This is a genomic window from Dysgonomonas sp. GY617, from assembly GCF_015233815.1.
Taxonomy (GTDB): Bacteria; Bacteroidota; Bacteroidia; order Bacteroidales; family Dysgonomonadaceae; genus Dysgonomonas_A.
In genome coordinates this window covers 1-21,080 of sequence record NZ_JADCLR010000028.1, presented here as the reverse complement: position 1 = coordinate 21,080, position 21,080 = coordinate 1, and the positions used below count along the sequence as shown (strand labels likewise).

The following is a 21,080-nucleotide window of genomic DNA, read 5'->3' as shown; positions in this document are numbered from 1 at the left end:
TAGTTTTTAATCTTAAAGTTAGCCATAAAACTCACCTCCTTTCTGTTCGTAAAATGAAACTGGAACAAGAGGAATTTCGCTTGCACACTGTCTCATAGATTCCACATCAATCCTTAAATAATTCATAGAGGTCTGGATGCTTGCATGTCCGAGGACTTCGGCAATAACGGGCAACGTTGTGCCTCCATTTATCATAAAGTTTGCCATCGAATGACGTAAGGCATGGGGACCACTTTTACGGTTTCCTACTTTCACTCCAGAGGAAACGATAATTTTATTTACCAGATGGGATATAGCTTCGGAATCTATCGGCTTATGTGGGTTACGTGGACTAAGAAAGATACGTTTTTCTTCCGATACCGGACGACTATTTTTCAGGTAGTTGATGATACTTTCGCCAACGTCGGTCGGTAACGGTAACAAGATATTCCGACCTGTTTTCATTTGGGTAAACGATATCTGGTTTGCCGCCCATTTTATGTTACGGAACTCCAATGTGCTGATATCGGATGCCCTCATGCCGAGCCTGACTGCGAGTAAGATTACAGCATAATTTCTCTTTCCGATGGTTGTAGATCGATCTATGGAGTCGAATATCTGCCGAATCTCTTCTTTCGAGTAGACCGACGGCAGTTTGGCTTGTTGCCGGTAGTTATCCTTTGGAACTAGTTGAAATAAATTCCGTTTTATATATTCTTTGTTATAGAGGTAGTTCAGAAACCGTCTAATTACGATCAGATTAGCATTCTTAGAGGCTGGTGCATCAGGATAGATTTCTGAAGCATAGTACGTCAATTCCAATGGAGAAAGAAAAGCAATGGAATTCAAATCTCTTGAAACCAAATATTCAGAGAATTGGTAAAGATGTAATCTATGAGCCCTCAATGTGATCTCAGATACACGCATTTTACGTTTATGTTCCAGATATTCGTCCACGATTGGCCGAAAAAAATCTACTATCTCATACTTAGGTTTACGATCAATATAAATTGGCATACTGCCTGCTTCGGAGAATTGAACCAGACAAAGGCATTGCCGAAGGTGATCTTTCTGATAATGAGTTAGATTTTTCACCTCAGACTGTCCGTAAGTAGCTTCGATATATTTCATCACGACGCCCTCACTGCATTCCTTTATTTTGCTGTTTTCCATATATTTACAAAATCGCCCCCATGCCCAGAGGTATATTCTAATGGATTCTTCAGACCTTCCCAAATTCTGAAGGTGTCGAGAGGCAGCTAAGACTAATTCATCAAAAGTGTTGAGATCTGTATTCATAAGCTATTTGAATTAAAGAGACAGCGAAATTGCCGCCTTAATACAAAATAGGAATAAAAAAATTACGAAATATTTATTATACAAGTTTTTCTTCTTTATAATTTATCAAAAATTAGATAGCACTTAATAGTAAATAACATTTTTAGTATCTTCGTTTTATATTAATTAATAGATTTGTTTTAAAGTCTAAAAACTAAGTATTAAATATATCGTATGCACATTATTGATAAAAAAGAATTTTTGAGAAGTTTTGCTATAAGGCCTAATGGATCTTTGAATTTTCTGTTAGGAGCAGGTGCTTCTGTACAAGCAAACATTCCTGCAGCTGGCACGTTGATTTGGCAATTTAAACGTAAATTATTCTGTGGAGCTACTAATGTGCGAGAAGACAAATATAAAGACTTAGAGTCAGAAAGAAATAGAACGATTATTCAAAGTTACTTTGAGATGCAAGGTGACTATCCTAAGTTATATAGTTCTGATGAGTATTCAGTTTATTTTGAAAAATGTTATCGGCATTCTATTGATAGAAAGGCTTTTGTACAACGTTTGGTTCAAGGGAAAAACCCATCAATTGGTCATAAATGTCTTGGTGTGTTATTTGATTCTCAGAAGGTTAATCATATATGGACTACAAATTTCGATGAATTAATAGAAAGCGGTATAAAGGCTATTAATAATGGAGCTTCATTTGAAGTCATATCCGAAGATACTAAAAATCAACTTTTTAATCTCAATAAATTACCTAGGGTTATCAAACTACATGGAGACTATCGATATGATAATCTCCAAAATACTTCTGATGAGTTAAAATCTTTGGAAAAAGACCTACATAAATATTTTAGCAATCTTCAAAGTCAGGCCGGTTTAATTGTTATTGGTTATTCAGGGTCCGACAATTCTATTTTAGAGGCATTTCAAGAAACATTTAATACCTCAAATCCGTTTCCATATGGCCTAATCTGGTGTATCAGAAAAGGGCAGCAGCCAAATTCAAATGTCATTAGCCTAATTCAGAGAATTAATGAGAAAAACAATAATGATCTCTCTGGTTTTATAGAGATTGATGGTTTTGATGAGTTCATGTTTGAACTTTATGTTGCTAATGAAGTTGTTAATCCAGAAATAGAAAACATTGCAAAATTAAGATTTGAAGCACGAAAACCCTTTTCAGCTCCGCAAATCAGGAACGATTTTACTCCTATAAAGCTGAATGGGCTTAAGGCTAGATCCTATCCCAAAAGTATATATAGTTTTAAGTCTGATTTAGAGGGGTGGAAAGAATTAAGAGAAATAGTAGAAAATCAAAAATTAAGTGCAGCCTTATCTAAAGGCAATACTCTGGTGTTCGGTAGTATTGAAACAATTACAAAAGTTTTTAATACTAGAATTAAATCAGAGATAATCACAGTAGATGTAGATGAATCGATTACATATAAGCAGGACTCTTTTTATACAGGTTTAATCTATGATTTAATTGAAGAAAATCTCATTTCAAATTACTCTCTGAAAAGAGTACCTACAAAAGCATTTAGAAAATTTTACTCTGAAAATTATCCGTTAACATACCAAGAGCTGAATAGTTACAAAATACAAAGCAATATAGTTATTTACGAAGCGGTTGAAATTCAATTTCAATTTCATAATAAGGAGTTATTCCTTATCTTGCTCCCGTCAATTCATATTTCACCTAATTCTGGTTTAACAAATATAGAAAAACAGAATATCTCTAATATCATATTCTCTAATAGACGAAATAATTCACTTAATGAAAGAGAAAATTTTTGGATCAGTATACTTAAAAAAGAAAATTCGACAATACAGTTTTCGATAGATAACTTTAAATTAGAGTTTGAGTCTAATTACTCTAGTGCTGGAATTCCATCCAAAAATCATAGCTTCAGTGGTGCTTTTCAAGTTTCAGAGCCGAGACTAAATTTCCATATAACAGATAAAAATTATCGGATGGCACATCCATTAAAGGGGCTAAAAACATTTGGTCCACTTGATAATTCTTTTGAAAGCACTGGAATAAATACTCAATCGATTAAGATCGCAATACTATCACCAGATTTCGGTTTTTCTATTGTTCAAAAGCACTTATTAGGCTTAAATGAAGAAATTAATCCAAAATCCGAACTAAATTACCTAATTCAGTATTCTCCATTCGCCACTATTTATAAAAGATATTTAGAAATACCACAAACAATTGATAATAAGCTCGTACAATTAATCAACTCAAATGACATAACTAATTATAGCCAATTAGAATTTTATGATTTTTTGAAAAGAAAGATAGAATATTTTTATACTATAAGAGGCGATTTTGATGTATTAACTATTTATTTTCCAGATTCTTTTCAAAAATTTCGAGAACTGAAAAATGAGATGACTTACTTTGATTTACATGATTCATTGAAGTTGTTCTGTGCTAAAAAGAATATCAAAATACAAATAATAGAAGATAAATCTATAAATTATTATGATCCTGCAAAAGTAAGATGGTGGCTTTCTTTAGGACTATATGTAAAAGCAAATGGTACTCCTTGGAGAAATGAAACTATATCTGATTCCACTGCTTTTATCGGTTTAGACTTCTCTATACAAAAAATAAACTCTCAGACTAAATACGTTTTGGGAAGTAGTCAAATATTTGATTCAGCGGGACAAGGTTTACGATTTCTATTACAACCAATTGAACATCCAGTTTTTTATGGTAAAAATCCTTTTATGAGTAAAGAAGATGCTCGAAAACTTATTTTGAAATTAAAAGAGGCGTATTACCGAGTTGATGGAAATTCCAAGCTTGACAGACTGGTTATTCATAAAGTGTTACATTATACATATGATGAAATGCAAGGAATATTAGAAGCTGCTGACGGAATTGAAAACGTTGAATTATTACAAATACAAAAATATTCAAACTGGAGAGCAATAAGAGGACAAAGAGATTTTCTATCTAAACAAATTATGAAAGATGTTCACAATTACCCGATACAGAGAGGTACAGTAATACAATTAGATGAATATAGTTTCTTATTATGGACACATGGTTCTGTTATAGATGATGATATTGCTGGTATGGGTAAAAATTATTATCAAAGTGGAAGGGGGATTCCCTCTCCTTTATTAATAAGAAGGTTTAGAGGAACAGATACGATTGAAACAACAGTCAAAGAAATACTCGCTTTGACAAAGATGAATTGGAATGGGGGTGAATTATATAAAACATTACCTGTAACTCTGGATTTTTCAAAACGTCTTTCTCGTTATGCTAAACAAGCAGAATCATTACATGCAATAACATATGATTTTAGATTTTTCATGTAAAAAGATAGCCCTATATAGAAAAATATAAGTATATACGAAATATCGATCTTTTCTCTTTTCAGAAAAATTTGATTTATTATGTAACCTTTTTTAGATAGTATATTTTGATTTTCAAATACTTGAATGAAAAAGGTTACATATTCTAAAAGGTTACATAAGAGACGGGGATACGATATAAAATAACAATATTTTAAATATAATAAAGAGCCATGTATATAGAATACATGGCTCTTAACTATTTAACTTTTCTGTAAATTATCTTATTATATTGCATTTTATTGTTTACTATTTTAAAACCACATTGAGAATTGTCCGAAGAAGATACGTTGGAAGGGAGGAGTCCGGCGCATCGCTACCCTTAAAATAAAACTGGTAATATATTTGCAATTACGAACACAATGTGTATCTTAGCGTAAATTATTTACCCGTGAATAAAACCAAGAAATACGAATATATTGACAATTACCTATTGACGATACGTTCAAAGGGCAGATTCTCATTTACTTTCGAGGAATTGAATCAAACATTCGATTCTTCCGAACAAGCTATCCGCAGGAAGATATATCGTTTAAAAGCCGATAATAAAATTGCTATTATTCGTAAGGATTTTTATGTAGTTCTTCCACCGGAATATACAGAAAAGGGTAGTCTTCCTATTTATCTGTATATTGATGATTTGATGAAATATCTGAGGAGGAATTATTATATCGGATTATATTCTGCGGCTGCCTTGTATGGCGCAGCTCATCAACAGCCTATGGAATATCAGGTGATTGTTCAGAGCCCAATGAGAAGTATTGTTGAAAAAGATACACGGATAAATTTCTTTGTCCGGAAAGTATGGGAGCCGGAAAGCCTCGATATGAAACAATCTGCTGCCGGATATTTTAATGTTTCCTCGCCAGAACTCACAGCTTTAGATTTTATGTCGTTCAATGGGAAAATAGGGGGCATTTCTCGGATCGTCCCGATTTTAAGTGAACTGGCTGAAGAAATTAAGCCTGCACGTATGTTCAAGATAGCATCCAGCTATCCTCAAATTTCAGCATTGCAGCGTTTGGGTTATATGTTTGATAAGGTTTATAACAGACAAGATCTGGCGAAATCCATCCGGCGCGCACTGAAAGATAAGGCGACTCAAAATATTCTGTTATCAATAGCTTCGTCTCAGCGAGAAAATATTGATAAGGATTGGAAGGTAGATGTTAATGTAGAAATAGAAAATGAATTATGATACCACAGCGATATATCGAAGAATGGAAGGAGCAAGCCCCGTGGCCAAGTTATGCTCAAATAGAGCAGGATTTAGTAATAGCAAGGGCATTAGTTGAGATATTTTCGGATGATTTGTTGAAAAAATCATTGGCATTCAGGGGAGGAACGGCATTGCATAAGCTGTACCTGAAACCGCAGATTCGCTATTCCGAGGACATTGACTTAGTGCAAATCAATTCAGAGCCCATAAATCCGATACTCAAACGAATCCGGGAAAAATTATCATTCTTAGGAACCAAGCGGACAGTTAAGCAGCATATCCATAACAACACCATTGTTTATCGTTTTGATACGGAGACACAACCGATAATCAGCATGCGGTTGAAAATCGAGATCAATACGCGTGAGCATTTCAACGTACTGGGGTTAAAAGAAATTCCGTATAAAGTAGTGAATCCGTGGTTTTCCAGTGAATGTTATTTGACAGGATATGAATTAGAAGAGCTGCTCGGAACTAAGATGCGTGCTTTGTACCAACGTCGCAAGGGACGTGATTTGTTTGATTTGTATTGGGCATTAACTCACAGCGAAGTTGATGCCGGGAAGATCATTCGTTGCTACAAAACATATATGGAGTATTCCGTAGATAAACCACCTACGCAGAAACAATTTCTCATCAATATGGAAGAGAAAATTGTAGATAAGGAATTCACGGATGATATTCATTCCATATTGAAACAAGGTGTTGAGTATGATAATGAAAAGGCCTGGGACAGAGTAAGGAGAGAATTAATTGAAAAACTATAAAATGGATTATTATGCTGTTGTTCCAAATAATTGGCAAAGAGTAAAAGTTAAGGGTATTTCTTTGCCAATACATTATGGCTATACAATTGGTTCAGTTAAAAAGAACACTGGAACTAAATTGCTTCGAATTGCTGATAATCAATAATATATAATCGTTTGTGGTAATATCCCTTATTGTGATTTAAACTTAATCAAAATACAAAATCTATTCTTTATTATATTTAAAACTATAATCAAAGATGGAAGAAAAAAGCCTTACACTACAACAAGAAGCAGATATTAAAGAAAAAGCACTTAAACTAAAGGTTGACAAGAAACTCAGAAAGGTATTCCCGATGGTTGTTTTTGGGGATGCATCCTGTAATGAGAAGGAATTCTATGTTGCTTATATGGCAGAACCGACATTCCCTCAGTTTAGCAAATTTATGGCAGCATCTAAAAAGGATGAAGTATCAGCTATGCGTACATTAGCCAAAGACTGCTTCCTGGATGGTGACAAAGAACTTGTAGATAACGAATCATTATTCTTATTCGGACTGATGGGACAGCTATCGGAGATTATATCCACCCGCCAAAATGTACTTATAAATTTATAAATCGCTGGGTCGTAGAAGATGGACAAAGAATTCGTCAGCGAACCATTTATATCCGTCACTACTTTCCCGGCGTGAATTTAGATTTAATTTCAGATGAAGAATTTGCAATGCTTTCAGAAGAAGCTCTTTGGTTACACCAGCAAATGACAATCGTAAAGACGACAAATTCGCTTCTTTCTTCTTGAACTTCACTCTTGTTTTACCTCTGTGCTATAGTATATCATGGAGGTTTTGTATATTTTATAGGTATACATTTTTATCAAAGTTATCATATATATAGACTCCTTACCGGGAGTTTTTTTATGCCATAACTTCATCAACCAGACTAATCCCACAGCTTTTAATCAATCGCCCATAAAGTAGGCTATTCTTAAGAAGAATAAACTTTACTATGGCAGATAATAATCAAACTTATCAGGTACAATATAACATCCATGTAGATGCCTCTAAAGGCACTGCACAAGTTCAGGCTTTTGCAGACAGTATAGCCAACCTGACTAAATTTAAACTTGATGTTCCCCGTGCAGTTGCAAATATAAAGGGAATGATGGATGAGATAGATAAGGTTTTCCGAAGTAAAGGAAAGAAGAAAAACTATTCGTATAAATTTAATATCGATACTAGTGGTACAGAGGAAAAACTCGGGAGAGTGAAAGTATTGTTAGGTGAAATCGATACGCTAACAAAAGGGATTAAGCTGGTTATTAATGCCGGAAAGCCTTTAAATACTAAAGCCATTAAATCAGAAGCTAAGAAACTGGCTGATAAAAGGGCTCAGGAAGGGAAAATTGCACCTAATATCCAATCTCTAGGTGATGCCCAGAAAGATATCACAAAAATTGTCGGTAAGGTAAATTCAGCTCTTATCAGTTTAGAAAGAGGCCGTGAGGTCAATTTAAAAACGGATGTTGCGAAGCAACGACTTACTGAAATACTGGGATTCATGCGCCAGATAAGGAGTGCAGGGGCAGGTATGCAACTAGGCGGTGCCCTAATGAATAAATCAAGTAAAGGTGGCAGTTTATTATCTATTCCCAATTCTACTAATAGTCCTTATATTTTACCACAAAATATACAAAACCGGATACAGGAAAAGCTGCAGTTCAGAAGACAAAGGGATATTCAACGCAGGCAGCAGCAGGATGCGCAACGTCAAATACGAGAAGATGAAAAACACGAAAAGCAAAATGCTGCCCATATAATACGTCAGAACCGCCAACAATTAAGCAGAGAAAATTCGGCTTATACAGGGACCCGAAGGGCAGCAATAAACCGATTACAGTATTCTAAAGGTCCCTCTATGCGCAGCATACCATTCGCCTATATGTTTAATGCCTATATGGCCTATGGGATGATAAAAAAGGAACTCTCAGAAGCAGTAGAGTATGCAAACATAATGGAGTCGGCAAGAAGTATTCTAAAGGTAGCCGACTCAGACCTGTCTAGCTTTAATACCCGCTTTGACGAAATGGCGAGGCATGTCAGGCAGATCGGTGTTGAAACAAAATTTACAGCTATTGAGATTGGGGGTGCGGTAAAGTTCCTATCGATGGCTGGTATGAGTATCGATACAATTAATAAATCTATACGACCTATCACCAATCTAGCCCTTATCGGCGATAATGATGTAGCCCAGATAGCCGATCTGACGACAAATATAATGGCCGGATACGATATCAAAAGTAGCAGTATGAACTCTGTTGCTGATATTATTGCGTCCAGCGTTTCACGATCGAATGTGAATATTGTTGAGATGGCTGAGTCTTACAAAATGGCAGCAGGGTATCTTAAGCTATCCGGAGTTGAATTTAGCGAAAGTGCTGCTGCCATCGGTATTTTGGGAAATATGGGTATTAAAGGAACACAGGCAGGAACCTCTTTAAGAGCTATGTCCACTCGTTTTGCCAAGCCTACAAAAGAAGCCAGAAAAGTGCTTGACAGGCTGGATATTAAATTTACCGAATTCCATGATATCTATGGAGAGAAAGTTGAGAAACTGCGTCCTCTTGCTGATATTTTTGAAGAACTCGATAAAAAAGGAGCAACCCTGGAGGATATGATCAGCATCTTCAGTAAAATCGGAGGTACTGCAGGTATGATGTTCTTACAAAACCATGAAAAACTGAGAGAGCTGGCATCTCAAAACCGGGTTTCGCATGGTGTATCCGGAGAACTTGCCGATGTAAAGCAAAACACAACCAAAGGGCTTTGGTATCAGATGACTTCCCAATTTTCAGAGAGTTTCATACAGGGATATGAATTACTTGAACTGCAGATAAGAAGTGTGCTCAAAGATTTACTTGCAAAATTTAATGCAAAAGAGTTTGCTAATGGCCTTGCATCGATAGGAAGAGTCCTGGTTGATATCGTTTCAACTCTAGCCAGCGTCGGGACTTGGTTTACCAAAAATTTTCATTGGATAGAACCTATTCTTTTTACGGGGCTCGTAGCTACAAGGCTGTTCAAACTGGCAGGGGCATTAACAAATGTTGGTGTTGCTCTCGGCTTTATCGGTAAACAATCGGCAGCTAGTACCGGATTTCAAATGATTGGTGGATTAGCGGGATTCGGCGGTATCAGAGGAATCGGCGCCATGAGTATGGCGAATAAAAGACAATTAGTTACTGCCCTGAATGCTACCGGAATTACAGGTAGAGGGAATCTTACACGTGCATTCGCTCAAAGTGGAGTAACTAACCTCTTTGCCTCTCAGGTAGCAACCGGAAATGGGCTTGTCGGAGCAGGTGCATCTATTTCAGCACTTGGAGCCGGTGCAGTTGCTGCTACTGTCGGAGTTACAGCTTTGGTTGGAGCTCTTGGTTGGGTTGCTTATAAAACCTGGAAAGTAAAAGAGGCAAAAGATGCCGTAATTGAAGAAATCGATGCAAACCGTAAATATCAATACCCATCAATTAATGCCCTATATGAATCTCTAAATAAAACCTATAAAGAGGCGGTTAATACAAAATGGGCAATTGATCAGCTTACCAGTGGAAAAACGATTGAAGAAGAATCCGGTCAAAAAATAGGTGCCTTTACCCCAAACTGGTGGGCGCATATTATGAATGCTTTTGCTGTTGGCAACAATAAAGGTTTTACCTCCACGCCCATTCCTGTCTATACTGCCAGTGATGCATATCAGGGTGATGCCGTTCAAGCTATCACCCGAATTGCAGAAAAAGATATGCAAAACCGTATCTCTTCTGCATGGGCTGAGTTTGGAAAACTAAAGACCGCTGATGCTGTTGCAGCATTTATGCTAAATATTGATAAAAAATATAAGCAAGGAGACGATACACTTGACTCAACGTTGTTCACAAAAGATAGAAACGAAAAAGTAAAATATGTAAATGATTTTGGGGAAAAGAAAGCAATTGATGCAACCAAAACTCCACATTATCAACAATTCCAAAATGATTCGACTGTCAGTAAAATACGAACCGGTGCACAAGCCTATATGATGGCTATTAAAGACTTTACAGGTGCCAAAAATATGATCGAAAAAACTGATTTCAATTTTAAAGAATTAGAAGACAATGGATTTTCCCGTAATCTCGCAGGACAATGGGTTATGAAAGACTTGCCAAAAAATTCATCATCGGAAGCCAGAATAAAGCAGGAAGCCGGTAAAATGGATGTGCACGATAAGTTGGTAAGGCTAACAACAGTATTACGTAACACATTAGGAGGTTCAACCGAGGCTGCCGAAAATGTAATGAAAGCTGCCGGATTTAGTCCTAAACAATATTCGAGTGAACCTCAGTATAACACGGAAGACCCTACTACTGCAAATGGGATAACTACCCGTACCGGAGAAGATGACGGTTCGGCAGGAGGTAATTACTCGGGTACCGGGAAGTTATCTTCTTCTGCACCTAAACAGGTCATCGTGAATATCTCTAGTCTTTTAAGTATTGCCTCTGTTGACCTGATGAAATCAAAAGACGGTCAAACAGCGGAAGTACAAAGTTTAAAAGAACAGTTAGCACAGGCATTAATCGATGTGGTGCATGACTTTGATGCAAGCTGGAACGGATAATACTATTATACTATCAAACGATGATCGGAATAACAAAAAATCAACTAAAAGGCTTCGGTGCGGCTTCATTGCTATCCGGAGGCGTAATCAGTCATGGAAGCCTTGACAGTTATATTGCAGATTCGACAAGAAGGGCTCTTGGGATGGGGTTTGCTCATTTTCAAGATGGGGCGGTTCACTATTTCTCGAAGGATACCAAAATACTCAAGCGAGCCCTTATACAAAGTACACACCAGATGGCGTATGGTGCTCTACGTTCTTATCCCAGATTTTTGAAGTACTGGGAACAAAAAGAGCGTGACAAGTATTTACAAACTCAGTCTCAAACCAGTCTTGCCAATAAATCAGGTCAGTATTATCAATTAATACAGGAGCAAAAGGCTGTTTCAGCAAAGAAAAATTATACGGATACTATTGTTGGTGGAATTGTCCAAGATTATCTGGAGTTAAGTATTAGCAGTGAAGGTAATTATTATGACTCGAAAGCCGGAAAAATCGAAAACAATACAAATTATGGTTTGGTTACTTTCATTGACCTGCAACCGGAAGTACAGGTTTCCAGTAAGAACAATATTGTTCTTACTGTAGTACAAGGCCGAGATTATTCCCGTAAAGAATTTATTTCTACTGGTGACTTGGAAATTTCAATCAGTGGAAAAATAACAAGTAAATACCCTGAAATATACCCTGAAGCAGAAGTTTCAAAGTTCCTAAAGTTGATGCAGTATAAGGGTGTGATCAACTGTGATAATACAATATTAAGGCAATTTAAAATTTCACAATTAATTATACAAAACTACAATTTCACTTCTTCAGACTGTCGCAATATCCAACCATACTCTATATCATGTGTTGCTGTAGAGCCATCGGAAGCTATAGAGCTTAAGTTAGCAAAACAGGAAGAGGTCGATGTGGCCATAGGACATACTAATAAATGGATCAGACTGGTGAAATTCGGTACAGAAGTAGTAGATCCTTCTTCATTGCTTAAAATCTCCCGTTTATGGATATAGGTTCGATGGACGTATTGTGCTGTAAAATTACCATAGGTGATGCAGATCCTGATAAACCTATTCTTATCAAGAACCCGATAGTAATTACAGAAGTAGAAGAGATCGAAATCAATGAATCGTACAAAGAGCTGATAGGTACAGCCAAAGTAAAGTTCCCAAAAGGAACAGTCTTTCAGAGTACCATTTTGGGTGCTGTTACCTTAGAAGGGAAAGACGCAACGAGAATAACAACCGAAGTTATGCAGGATGGGGTTATTATAGAGAAAAGAAGTACACAGACTGCAGTCAAGGAAATAACTTTCAAGGTTGGTCAGCGTCTGAATATAAAATTGGGCTATAACGGAATTCTCAAAAATATGTTTGATGGTTACATTACGACTTATAATTCGGATAACTATTTTGAGTTGGAATGCGAAAATATGGCTTACAAGCTTAAACTGAAACAGGCATCCAAGTTTGAGACACCCAACATCGGCACTAAAGTAAACGATGTACTAGGGGATAAATATGGTTTACTGAAAGATACGGGATTTGCAATTCATTCGGATACTAAGAAATTTGATATTCAAATTGGAAAGATAAAAATTACAGACAATTTCACGGTAGCGGATATTCTCAATGACTGGAGCAAGTATAAAGTCTACTGCTTTCTCAAGTATGATGTCAATTCACCGGATGAAATGCCTACCATAGCTGTTGGACGGCCTTATTCTTCATCAAAGAATCAGCCTGTTTTCCCAAATGATGTTTCAGGACCTTATAAAATCTTTTTTAATTACCATGTAGCAGCAAGCGATCTCAAAGTATTAAAAACCGATCCTAAATTTTTAGCTGTTACCGGTAAAGCCTTAGGCTCGGATGAAAAATTTTTTGAAGTAACAGTACGATTGAATCCTGAATACGATGCGACGGATAAGAACAGTAAAGAATTCCAAACAATTAACGCTACCCAGGTATCAAAAAAGACACATAAGAAAACAGGTAATAAGACGGCAAAAGGAGCAGATACAAAAACGAAGGTAGATTTGAGTACTTATACCATTGTACCTTACATGTCGCCCAATATGAGGATAAATTCGGATAAACTGGTTGAAGAAACTATTGAGTATTTTAAAAACTATAACCTCAATGGCATAACAGGAAGTATAACCATTTTTGGAGATTTTGGGCTTACTACTGCTGTACAGGTCGAATTGATAGATGACCGTAACCCGTCTAAAAACGGTGTATACTTGAGCGATGAAGTAACGACAACATTCGGAGTGAATGGGTATCGCCAGAAGATGACTTTACCTTATAAAATCAAAGGAAATACTAAAAAATATGGGAACTAGTACTAATAGTGGACGGATGATTCACGAAGCTATTCGTAAGATAGCTTTAGGCCGGAGCCTGGAACGTGTGGAAATGTCACCTGCCGGAACAGGTGGCGTGGGAACAGCGAGAATGATACACGGTTATGTAGCCAAGATCCATGATGATGAAAGTGATGAAGAATTTGAAGAATATTCAGGTACTATCGATGTGGGTGAATTTCCCGATGAAACAAGCAGCAGCGAAGCTATTATCCATAAGGGTGTATTATTATCCGGAGTAAAAGACAATTCGGGTGGTTTTCTTATCATTCCTACTTTATTCTCAGATGTTACCATCGTTTCGGATGCAGCCACAAAATATATGTATGTGCTGAATTTCTCCCATGCGGATATCATTCAGTTAAATGCACATAACGAAGTTGTAATAGGTGTTATCCAGACAGAGGAACTGGATGCCCAAGATAACGACTCTCCCGATTATGATGAACTAGAGAAAACGGGAAATGAAACTTTTACCAAATATTTGGCAGGATTGATAGAAACCATTGCCAGAAATGAGAAGGGTAAAGAGATAATTATAACGGTCACTCCGGAAAGTATAAAACATAAAGCCGATAAATCGCAAACTATTCAGACAACGGACACTATCTTACATCAGGTTGGCGGTACAGCTATTTCTATTGTGGATAAAAAGATTACAATCGGTGAAGAAAGTGCAAGTGAACCGCTGGTATTGGGTAATGAGTTAGCTCAGCTGATGATGGATTTTCTGACTGAATGCAGTAAGATTATGACCCCCACTTTAATGGGAACCATGCCTGCTATTAATGCAGCGAGCTTTGCATCCTTAACATCCAAGATTCAAAAATTCTTATCCAAAACAGCCTTTACAAAATGAGTATAGTATTATATCCGGATATTCAAGAGCTGAATCCTGATAGCCTATGTTACAGTATATACACACAGCTTTATAATAATTTTTTTAATGTACAGGATAAAAAAGATGCAGACCATCCCTACGGTGTAGTTGAAGGGGATGACACTTCTATACGGCTTCGCAATACCGCTTATAATTTTGCTGATGCTATATCCGGTGCAGTAGGTGGTTCCGGTGGTGGTAACCAAGGTGGTGTTTTAATTGATTACCTTAAAAAAAGTGGAGGTTCGATGTCGGGGGCTCTGATTGCCAATTACGGGTTTGAAGCTGGATATTATAACCATCGGTTGATGGAAACATATTACAGGCAGGTTACTGATGATACAGGAATACTTGAAAATTACGGTGTCAGGTTTACTCAGGATGTAGAAATCGGTGCGCGTAATTTATATATAGGAGGCAAGCAACTATTGGAGTATGACCTTAAAAATGATGCTACCCTTATAAAGAGTTCGGTTGTTAATTTTGAATTTGCCTCGCTGCTTAGTTCGGGAAGTATATTAGTAGGTAACCACATCAATAACGGTGTGTTTTTATCATCCACTGCACTTTTGGTTAATGGTAAGCCTGTTTATCACGGTGGTAATTCGAATAATCCCTTGTCTGACTGGGAAATGAAAGACGGTAATCTGCATGGTAACTTATTGGTAGGGCAGACAGCCGTAATCAAAGGTAAATTATCGGCTAGATATGGAGCCGAATTAGGCTGTGATGGTACCGTTTATTTGCAGATTGAAAAGGAGATAATCAGTCTGAATAGTTATCTGTCGTTTAATACCGGTTATGGTATTCAAATCGATTCACTTCCGGTATTGACAAGAGTGGATAAACAGGATGTTCAGATTGGAGCCGTTGGAGGAGACCTTCATCTGGGAAGTGTAAACACAAACAGGGTTATTTTGAAAACCGGGATTTTTGACCAGAATAGTCAATACCATTTAATAACAAAATATGGAGGTGCTTATTTCCCTGATTCGTTAACCGTAAGGCATAATTTTGGAGAGGAATTATTATCGAGTTACCGGATAGATAATCAGGATGAAGGTATAATCATACATAAGAGACTTAGACTTGGGAATTCAAGCAATGCTTTCCTTTCTGCAAAGTCAAATGGTATCGCATTAACCAGTCAATTCAGGCGTTATAATGCATCCAATATTGCAAACGACTTTGAACATTCGACAATCCTATATCACAATTCATCTACAAGTTATTATCAACCCTTAGACCGCCTCTCGAATTCGACAATAATTGAGACAGATACTGATTTTTTCAGGTTTTCTAAATCTATTGAAGCGGAAGGACATATAGGTATTGATAATTCTTACACCCGATTGACAAAAGAAGGGCTATTCTTTAGCAATGAGAAATACCTGTTATCCGGCGTTGATGGAATAAAACATTATGGGAATTCCTATTTTCTGGATAACATAAGTTCTGAAAAGTTTTCTTCAGGTTTTGCCGGTTCGGGATGGGCTGTAATATATAGTCAGACAACCGGCAATATTACTGCCACTTTTGATGAGCTAACCATACGAAAGAAAATGCGTATTTACGAACTGGAAGTGCAAAAGACGAATGTAACAAATGGCTCCTTATGGATAAGCGACAATTGTTGCGGTGATATGGTAGAAAAATTATAAACATTTAAAATGGCAATTTATAAATATAACAGGTATAAGATTCTGATTAGTCCGGATTCTAAGAAAACACAAGGCTTAGAGGTTGGAGATGTTGTCAGAAGACAATACTTTGACAAACCCAATGCAATCTATTCGTTAATGGTAGTTCTTGAAACCGGGGTTGATGTGATTGGAAGCAAAGATTCACCTTATTTTATAGGGGCACTTTTGGAAGGAGACGAACCCAAAACTGGTGAATTGTTGGATTTTGTACGTGTAACCAGTTTAGTAAATAGAGAACGAACCGGAGCTTTGTATATGACTGCATCGGATTCTGAATCTCCTTTTTTGGATGTTATTGATGGCATGGGTATGGAAAATTCGCTGTGTTTTCCTTTTATGAAAGACGGGCGGAGTGAAATAGCGGATAAAAGAAAGTATGCCTGTTTTGGTGCAAAGTATCTTAATACTGATTATCATTCGACTGAAAATGATGTCCACCGAATTCTTTCAATTTCCAGAAATGGAATTCAGGAAGGTACGCCATCATTCGGTCTTAAACAATCTGTGGGATTACCGCTTAAAAATCCAATGCGTGCAATTGTTTCATTTAAAATCAGAGCAGATGATCCATTGGAAAATGTGCGAATTCAGTTTGGTTACTCTGATGGTAAAGAAATAGACGGATATGATTTTATTCATATTGGTACAGAGTGGGAATATAAATTAGTTGTAGTTACGATTGATTATCCTTCACAGTACCAACGAAGTTTTTCGATTGATCTTACCAACCAATTACTACAGGAAAAAGCTGGTTGCCAGATTGCAGACCTGAATATTATTTTACAATCCGATATTTCAATATTTACTAACGCAACAAAAGTCCGTATCGGAAAACTTCAGGGTGTGATAGATCCCGTTTTTGGTGTGTTGGACGGGTATGGGGCATACTTTCAAAATCTGTATGCAACCAAGAATGTTAATATTGCGGGTACTCTTACTGCAGGAGATGAAAATGGGTTTTCTTCAACTTTTTATGTGGGTAAGATTCACAAGAATGTCATACTGAATAGTATTGCCTGTGAATTTGAAGGCTCTGACGTTTCTGTTACTGATAATGATACTCCTATTGGAATCGGTAAGGTTTGTCAGTTGGGCAAAGATTCTACCTTAAAAGCTCAGACTTGGGAATGGAAGAAATCACATCTGAATGAAATGTATTGTTTTTCGATCTGGGTAAAGGCTTCGGAGGATTCCACAATTTATTTATATCAGGATTGGTATATGATTGGTAGTTTTAAAATAGAAGCAAATAAAGGTTGGCAAAGGTATCATGCTTCGTTCTTGATTCAGGATTCTGAAGATTCTCCTTTTTTTTATATGAAGATTAGGAGTTCGACAACTCTGGTCAAGGTTTCTGCACCGCAACTGGAAGCGGGGAGTTTACCTTCACAAAATCAACCTACAGACGGAATACTCTCGGTTGTAGAAGATTATGGAGCTTGGTTTTCTAAAGGTGGAATAGGAGGGACTATTCAGAATCCTTTATTAAAACTAAACGAAGACGGTTCTATTTCTTCTCGTGATAATTCTTTTGTCATCAAACCCGATGGAACAGGTTATTTTGCATCGGGTCGCTTCAAATGGACAAAAGATACGATTATCCTTCAAGATGTCACAATAAAGTGGGAAGACCTGGATGACAATGCAAAAGATAATCTTTCACCTATTACAATAGATATAGTTAGTAGGACCGGATTTACTATTAAGAATAGTTCCAATAACATAGAGGCAACAGCCCACTTATCCAGAAATGGGCAAACATTGGATATATCAGGTACAGAGTATACATATATGTGGGACATTTGGAACAAAAATGGAACTTCGGTAGTAAAAACCTTATACGGGAAAACTATCTCGGTTTTAAAATCAGATGTAGCTGATACTGCTGTATTAACTTGTGAGATCTCAAAATTCGATTGATTTATGATGTCTGCCAGCTAACCATTTAGCATTGACACACACTCTCATACATATCTAATATTTATTATTGAAAAGCATAAGATTATAGGGGGCATCAAAGTAGATGGGGAATGTCAAATAAAAATATCCTCTCAGAGATAATCTTAAGAGAATATTTTACATTACCCGAACATTCTAAAAATTACTTACATCTCTGATATAGTTAGTGTATTATATGATCCATCTGTTGTTGTTTTTATTTGACTACTACTATTAGAGCTATAGAAACGAACATGCAGATCGTTACCTGTCTGAAGATATAAAAATGCCTTATTTGTAAGTGTCGCATTGAGTGGATTTGCTGTACTACTAGTAATAGGAGCAGTAAATACACTCTTTGCAGTTGCAGTTGTACCACTAACACTTGATCCAATAGTGAGCTCAAGATGTATACGAGTTAGACCTGATGACCATACTATATTTTCGAACATAGCTGTACATGATATCGCATATACACCTGTACGGGGAGCAATAAAGATTCCTGTTGTGGGATTAAAACTGTTTGTCAAATCCTCTACTTCTGTCCAGTTTGTCCAAATCCCACCAGTAGAAGCACCTGTTGTCGTCAGATTTAGTTCCACCTCATTCCTGGCTATTACGTATGCTTTGGTAGGTAAAGCAGCTAATCGTAGCCAAGTATTCCCATCCGAATATTCTACGCCATTATTGTACCTGATAGCTCCGGCTCCGGCAGCTGCTGCCGTCATCGCCGTTGTGCCCAACCCTAATTCACCATTACCCAGAGATCCTCTCAGGTCGACTTTTACCGCAGGATTAGTCCTTGCCAATCCCCAATATCCGTTATCGAGTAGTCTGCTTAATTCCGTGTTAGCTGAGTTGCGTGATAAAACAACCGGCATGGTGGTCGATTCGGATTTGATATCCAAAGTGGCAGTTGGTGATTCTGTATTTATCCCGATTTGGGAAAAAATACAACAAGGAGAAAGAAGTAGTATATATAGAATAATTATTTTCATTTCTGTAGATATTTATTGTATAACAATAGATAATTTATTAAAATTAATACTCGCAGGTCCTCCTCCTGGAGGAGGACCTGCGAACCATGGATATTTATCTCCGCCCATATTATGAAAGACCTGAGGATATAGAGTCTCACCTGCATTCAAGAACAATGTACCTGAACAAATAATAGGCGTCATAAAAGTACCTGCTATTGCAAAAGAGTTCACAGACTTAATCGTCGCACCGTTGCTCGCAACCCACATCCCTTCCAAGTAACTATTTGCTTGAACAGGACCAACGGCAAATTGTACCATAAATAGAACTGTATACAATCCAGTTTTAGGAGCTGTAAAGGTACCAGTCGTTCCATCAAAAGAGTTCAGAGGGTCATATTGGACTTCCCAGCTACCCAAACGGGTAATTGCATTGTTGGGACAGACCACCATATTGTAAGAATTATCTGCAACCACACAACTTCTTACCATATCTGCTTCCAGAGACATCCATTGTGTTCCATCTGAATAATGTAATTCCGTACTACTTGGCACATACTTTAAAGCTCCGCCCTGAGCGGCTGATGCTGAAAGATTAGTACCCCCGATACCGATAATATTGTTGCTTCCTGAACTGCCTCTCAAATCTAGACGTACAGCTGGACTTGTTGTTCCCAGCCCCAGATAACCATTGTCCTGCAATTTCAAAAGGGGAGCTCCCTCAGAGTTGATTATCCGTAGATTGTCGCTTAGATTACTGGATCCTTGTGAGAAAATATCAAGTGTCCCAAGGGGGGTATTGGTATTTATGCCCACGCTTTGTCCACTTAGCATTGCCACCGACAGCAACAGGCTAAAGAACGTAGCGGTCATTGTTCTTATAATTTTACTATTCATTATTTTTTATACTAATTAATTTACATACTGTGATTTATAGGGCTGTGCTTATCGGAACTGGAAACTTAATTTTCCAAAATACTTAAATTACAATATCCGGTTCTCAGATTTTTGGTTCCACCCAGAGTGTGTGTTAACACTGCTTGCAGCGTTTGTCCCGACAATAAATTAAAGCTTCCCGAACAGAGGACACTGGCTTGAAATGTGCCTGCACCGTAATAACTACTTTGACTTTTAACTATAGCGCTTGGTGATACGAGTTCCAGCTGCATAAAACTGTTAGCACTTACCGGACTACTGCTTAATGTGGCAATCACAGCCATCGTGTACGTGCCGTCACGCGGTGCTGTAAAGACGCCTGTTGTGGGATTAAAGCTTCCTAAGAGATCTTCTTGTTCCCGCCAATTCTGAATCACCGTAGAGGTGTTGTTGGCAAAAGATTGAGTGGCACTGATTATATCGCCAATAACATAGGTACGGATTACATGAGCACTCAGCTTATTCCAAACTGTACCATCGGAAAGATATAAACCTTGAAATCCGGGGTCATATTTTATGGCTCCGGCTTGTGCCTCGGCTGCTGTCTGGCTACTAGTCCCGATACCGATGATAGAATTATTGAATCCGTCACGCAGGTCCAGACGGATACCAGAGCTCGGTACGCCCAACCCCAAATAACCATTATCTTGTAATGAGAGAATCTCTCTATCGGAGCTGTTTTTAACTGAAAGGGCCTGCGTTGCACTACTATTACCTGAAGAAATTATATCCAAAGTTGCTTGAGGATTCGTTGTATTTATGCCGACCTGGGCATGAGATAGCCCAATTGATAAAACGCCTGTTAATAAGAAAATAATCTTTTTCATTTTATTACTTGTTAGTTATTATATAGTTAGTTAGTTTATTCAAAGAAAGCAGCAGCATGTAATCTCTACACGCTGCTGCCGGACATAGTTGTGCCATAAGTAAAAGGAAATATCGTACTGATTTTGAACGACAACAAAAAAACAAATCAGCTACACGAAAACCTTTACCGGAACAACTATCGATAT

Annotated in this window: 17 protein-coding genes; 11 read left to right on the top strand and 6 right to left on the bottom strand. The window is 37.3% G+C overall.

Going from position 1 to position 21,080, the window contains the following annotated elements:
• Window positions 1–18 precede the first annotated feature (18 nt).
• Window positions 19–1,278 (bottom strand): tyrosine-type recombinase/integrase, encoded by a 1,260-nt coding sequence (locus IR022_RS15600; protein ID WP_194204424.1) that lies wholly within the window; start codon window positions 1,276–1,278, stop codon window positions 19–21.
• A 213-nt stretch (window positions 1,279–1,491) separates the two neighbouring features.
• Between IR022_RS15600 and IR022_RS15595 the strand changes: the two genes are divergently transcribed.
• The 5 genes from IR022_RS15595 to IR022_RS15575 all read left to right on the top strand — a co-directional run bounded on the left by IR022_RS15595 (window position 1,492) and on the right by IR022_RS15575 (window position 7,226).
• The gene (locus IR022_RS15595) at window positions 1,492–4,608 is read left to right on the top strand and encodes an SIR2 family protein (protein WP_194204423.1); all 3,117 of its coding nucleotides are present in this window, start codon (window positions 1,492–1,494) and stop codon (window positions 4,606–4,608) included.
• 427 nt (window positions 4,609–5,035) lie between these two features.
• The gene (locus tag IR022_RS15590; protein WP_194204422.1) at window positions 5,036–5,842 is read left to right on the top strand and encodes a type IV toxin-antitoxin system AbiEi family antitoxin; all 807 of its coding nucleotides are present in this window, start codon (window positions 5,036–5,038) and stop codon (window positions 5,840–5,842) included.
• Window positions 5,839–6,630: a nucleotidyl transferase AbiEii/AbiGii toxin family protein gene (locus IR022_RS15585; RefSeq protein WP_194204421.1), complete on the top strand. Its 792-nt coding sequence runs from the start codon at window positions 5,839–5,841 to the stop codon at window positions 6,628–6,630. The genes IR022_RS15590 and IR022_RS15585 overlap by 4 nt, the downstream gene beginning before the upstream one ends.
• 1 nt (window position 6,631) lies before the next feature.
• Complete coding sequence (locus tag IR022_RS15580) at window positions 6,632–6,775, top strand: hypothetical protein (RefSeq protein WP_194204420.1); 144 nt, start codon at window positions 6,632–6,634, stop codon at window positions 6,773–6,775.
• A gap of 94 nt (window positions 6,776–6,869) precedes the next feature.
• Entirely contained in the window at window positions 6,870–7,226 is a 357-nt protein-coding gene (locus tag IR022_RS15575) for a hypothetical protein (protein ID WP_194204419.1), read from the top strand.
• Here the strand turns inward: IR022_RS15575 and IR022_RS15570 are convergent.
• Window positions 7,221–7,418, bottom strand: coding sequence for a hypothetical protein (locus IR022_RS15570; protein WP_194204418.1), 198 nt, complete (start codon window positions 7,416–7,418; stop codon window positions 7,221–7,223). The two genes, IR022_RS15575 and IR022_RS15570, sit on opposite strands and share 6 nt — an antisense overlap.
• 199 nt (window positions 7,419–7,617) lie before the next feature.
• Between IR022_RS15570 and IR022_RS15565 the strand changes: the two genes are divergently transcribed.
• Genes IR022_RS15565 through IR022_RS15540 form a run of 6 tightly spaced genes read left to right on the top strand, consistent with a single transcriptional unit; the run spans window position 7,618 to window position 18,136 of the window.
• On the top strand, window positions 7,618–11,265 hold the full coding sequence (locus tag IR022_RS15565) for a phage tail tape measure protein (RefSeq protein ID WP_194204417.1): 3,648 nt from the start codon (window positions 7,618–7,620) through the stop codon (window positions 11,263–11,265).
• 20 nt (window positions 11,266–11,285) lie between these two features.
• Window positions 11,286–12,278, top strand: coding sequence for a DUF6046 domain-containing protein (locus IR022_RS15560; RefSeq protein WP_194204416.1), 993 nt, complete (start codon window positions 11,286–11,288; stop codon window positions 12,276–12,278).
• Entirely contained in the window at window positions 12,269–13,612 is a 1,344-nt protein-coding gene (locus tag IR022_RS15555; RefSeq protein ID WP_194204415.1) for a hypothetical protein, read from the top strand. The genes IR022_RS15560 and IR022_RS15555 overlap by 10 nt, the downstream gene beginning before the upstream one ends.
• Window positions 13,602–14,492 carry a hypothetical protein gene (locus IR022_RS15550; RefSeq protein WP_194204414.1) on the top strand — a complete coding sequence of 297 codons (891 nt, stop codon included), beginning with the start codon at window positions 13,602–13,604 and terminating at the stop codon, window positions 14,490–14,492. The genes IR022_RS15555 and IR022_RS15550 overlap by 11 nt, the downstream gene beginning before the upstream one ends.
• Window positions 14,489–16,174 carry a hypothetical protein gene (locus IR022_RS15545; protein WP_194204413.1) on the top strand — a complete coding sequence of 562 codons (1,686 nt, stop codon included), beginning with the start codon at window positions 14,489–14,491 and terminating at the stop codon, window positions 16,172–16,174. The genes IR022_RS15550 and IR022_RS15545 overlap by 4 nt, the downstream gene beginning before the upstream one ends.
• A gap of 9 nt (window positions 16,175–16,183) precedes the next feature.
• Window positions 16,184–18,136 (top strand): hypothetical protein, encoded by a 1,953-nt coding sequence (locus tag IR022_RS15540; RefSeq protein WP_194204412.1) that lies wholly within the window; start codon window positions 16,184–16,186, stop codon window positions 18,134–18,136.
• 185 nt (window positions 18,137–18,321) lie between these two features.
• Here IR022_RS15540 and IR022_RS15535 read toward each other — a convergent pair whose 3' ends face one another.
• The 4 genes from IR022_RS15535 to IR022_RS19885 form a co-directional block, all read right to left on the bottom strand.
• Window positions 18,322–19,152 carry a hypothetical protein gene (locus tag IR022_RS15535; RefSeq protein WP_194204411.1) on the bottom strand — a complete coding sequence of 277 codons (831 nt, stop codon included), beginning with the start codon at window positions 19,150–19,152 and terminating at the stop codon, window positions 18,322–18,324.
• Between the two features lie 12 nt (window positions 19,153–19,164).
• Entirely contained in the window at window positions 19,165–20,028 is an 864-nt protein-coding gene (locus IR022_RS15530) for a hypothetical protein (protein ID WP_194204410.1), read from the bottom strand.
• Between the two features lie 65 nt (window positions 20,029–20,093).
• Complete coding sequence (locus IR022_RS15525; RefSeq protein ID WP_194204409.1) at window positions 20,094–20,702, bottom strand: hypothetical protein; 609 nt, start codon at window positions 20,700–20,702, stop codon at window positions 20,094–20,096.
• A gap of 196 nt (window positions 20,703–20,898) precedes the next feature.
• Window positions 20,899–21,080 (bottom strand): hypothetical protein (locus IR022_RS19885; protein WP_206759618.1); only part of this gene is annotated, 182 nt, incomplete at its 5' end.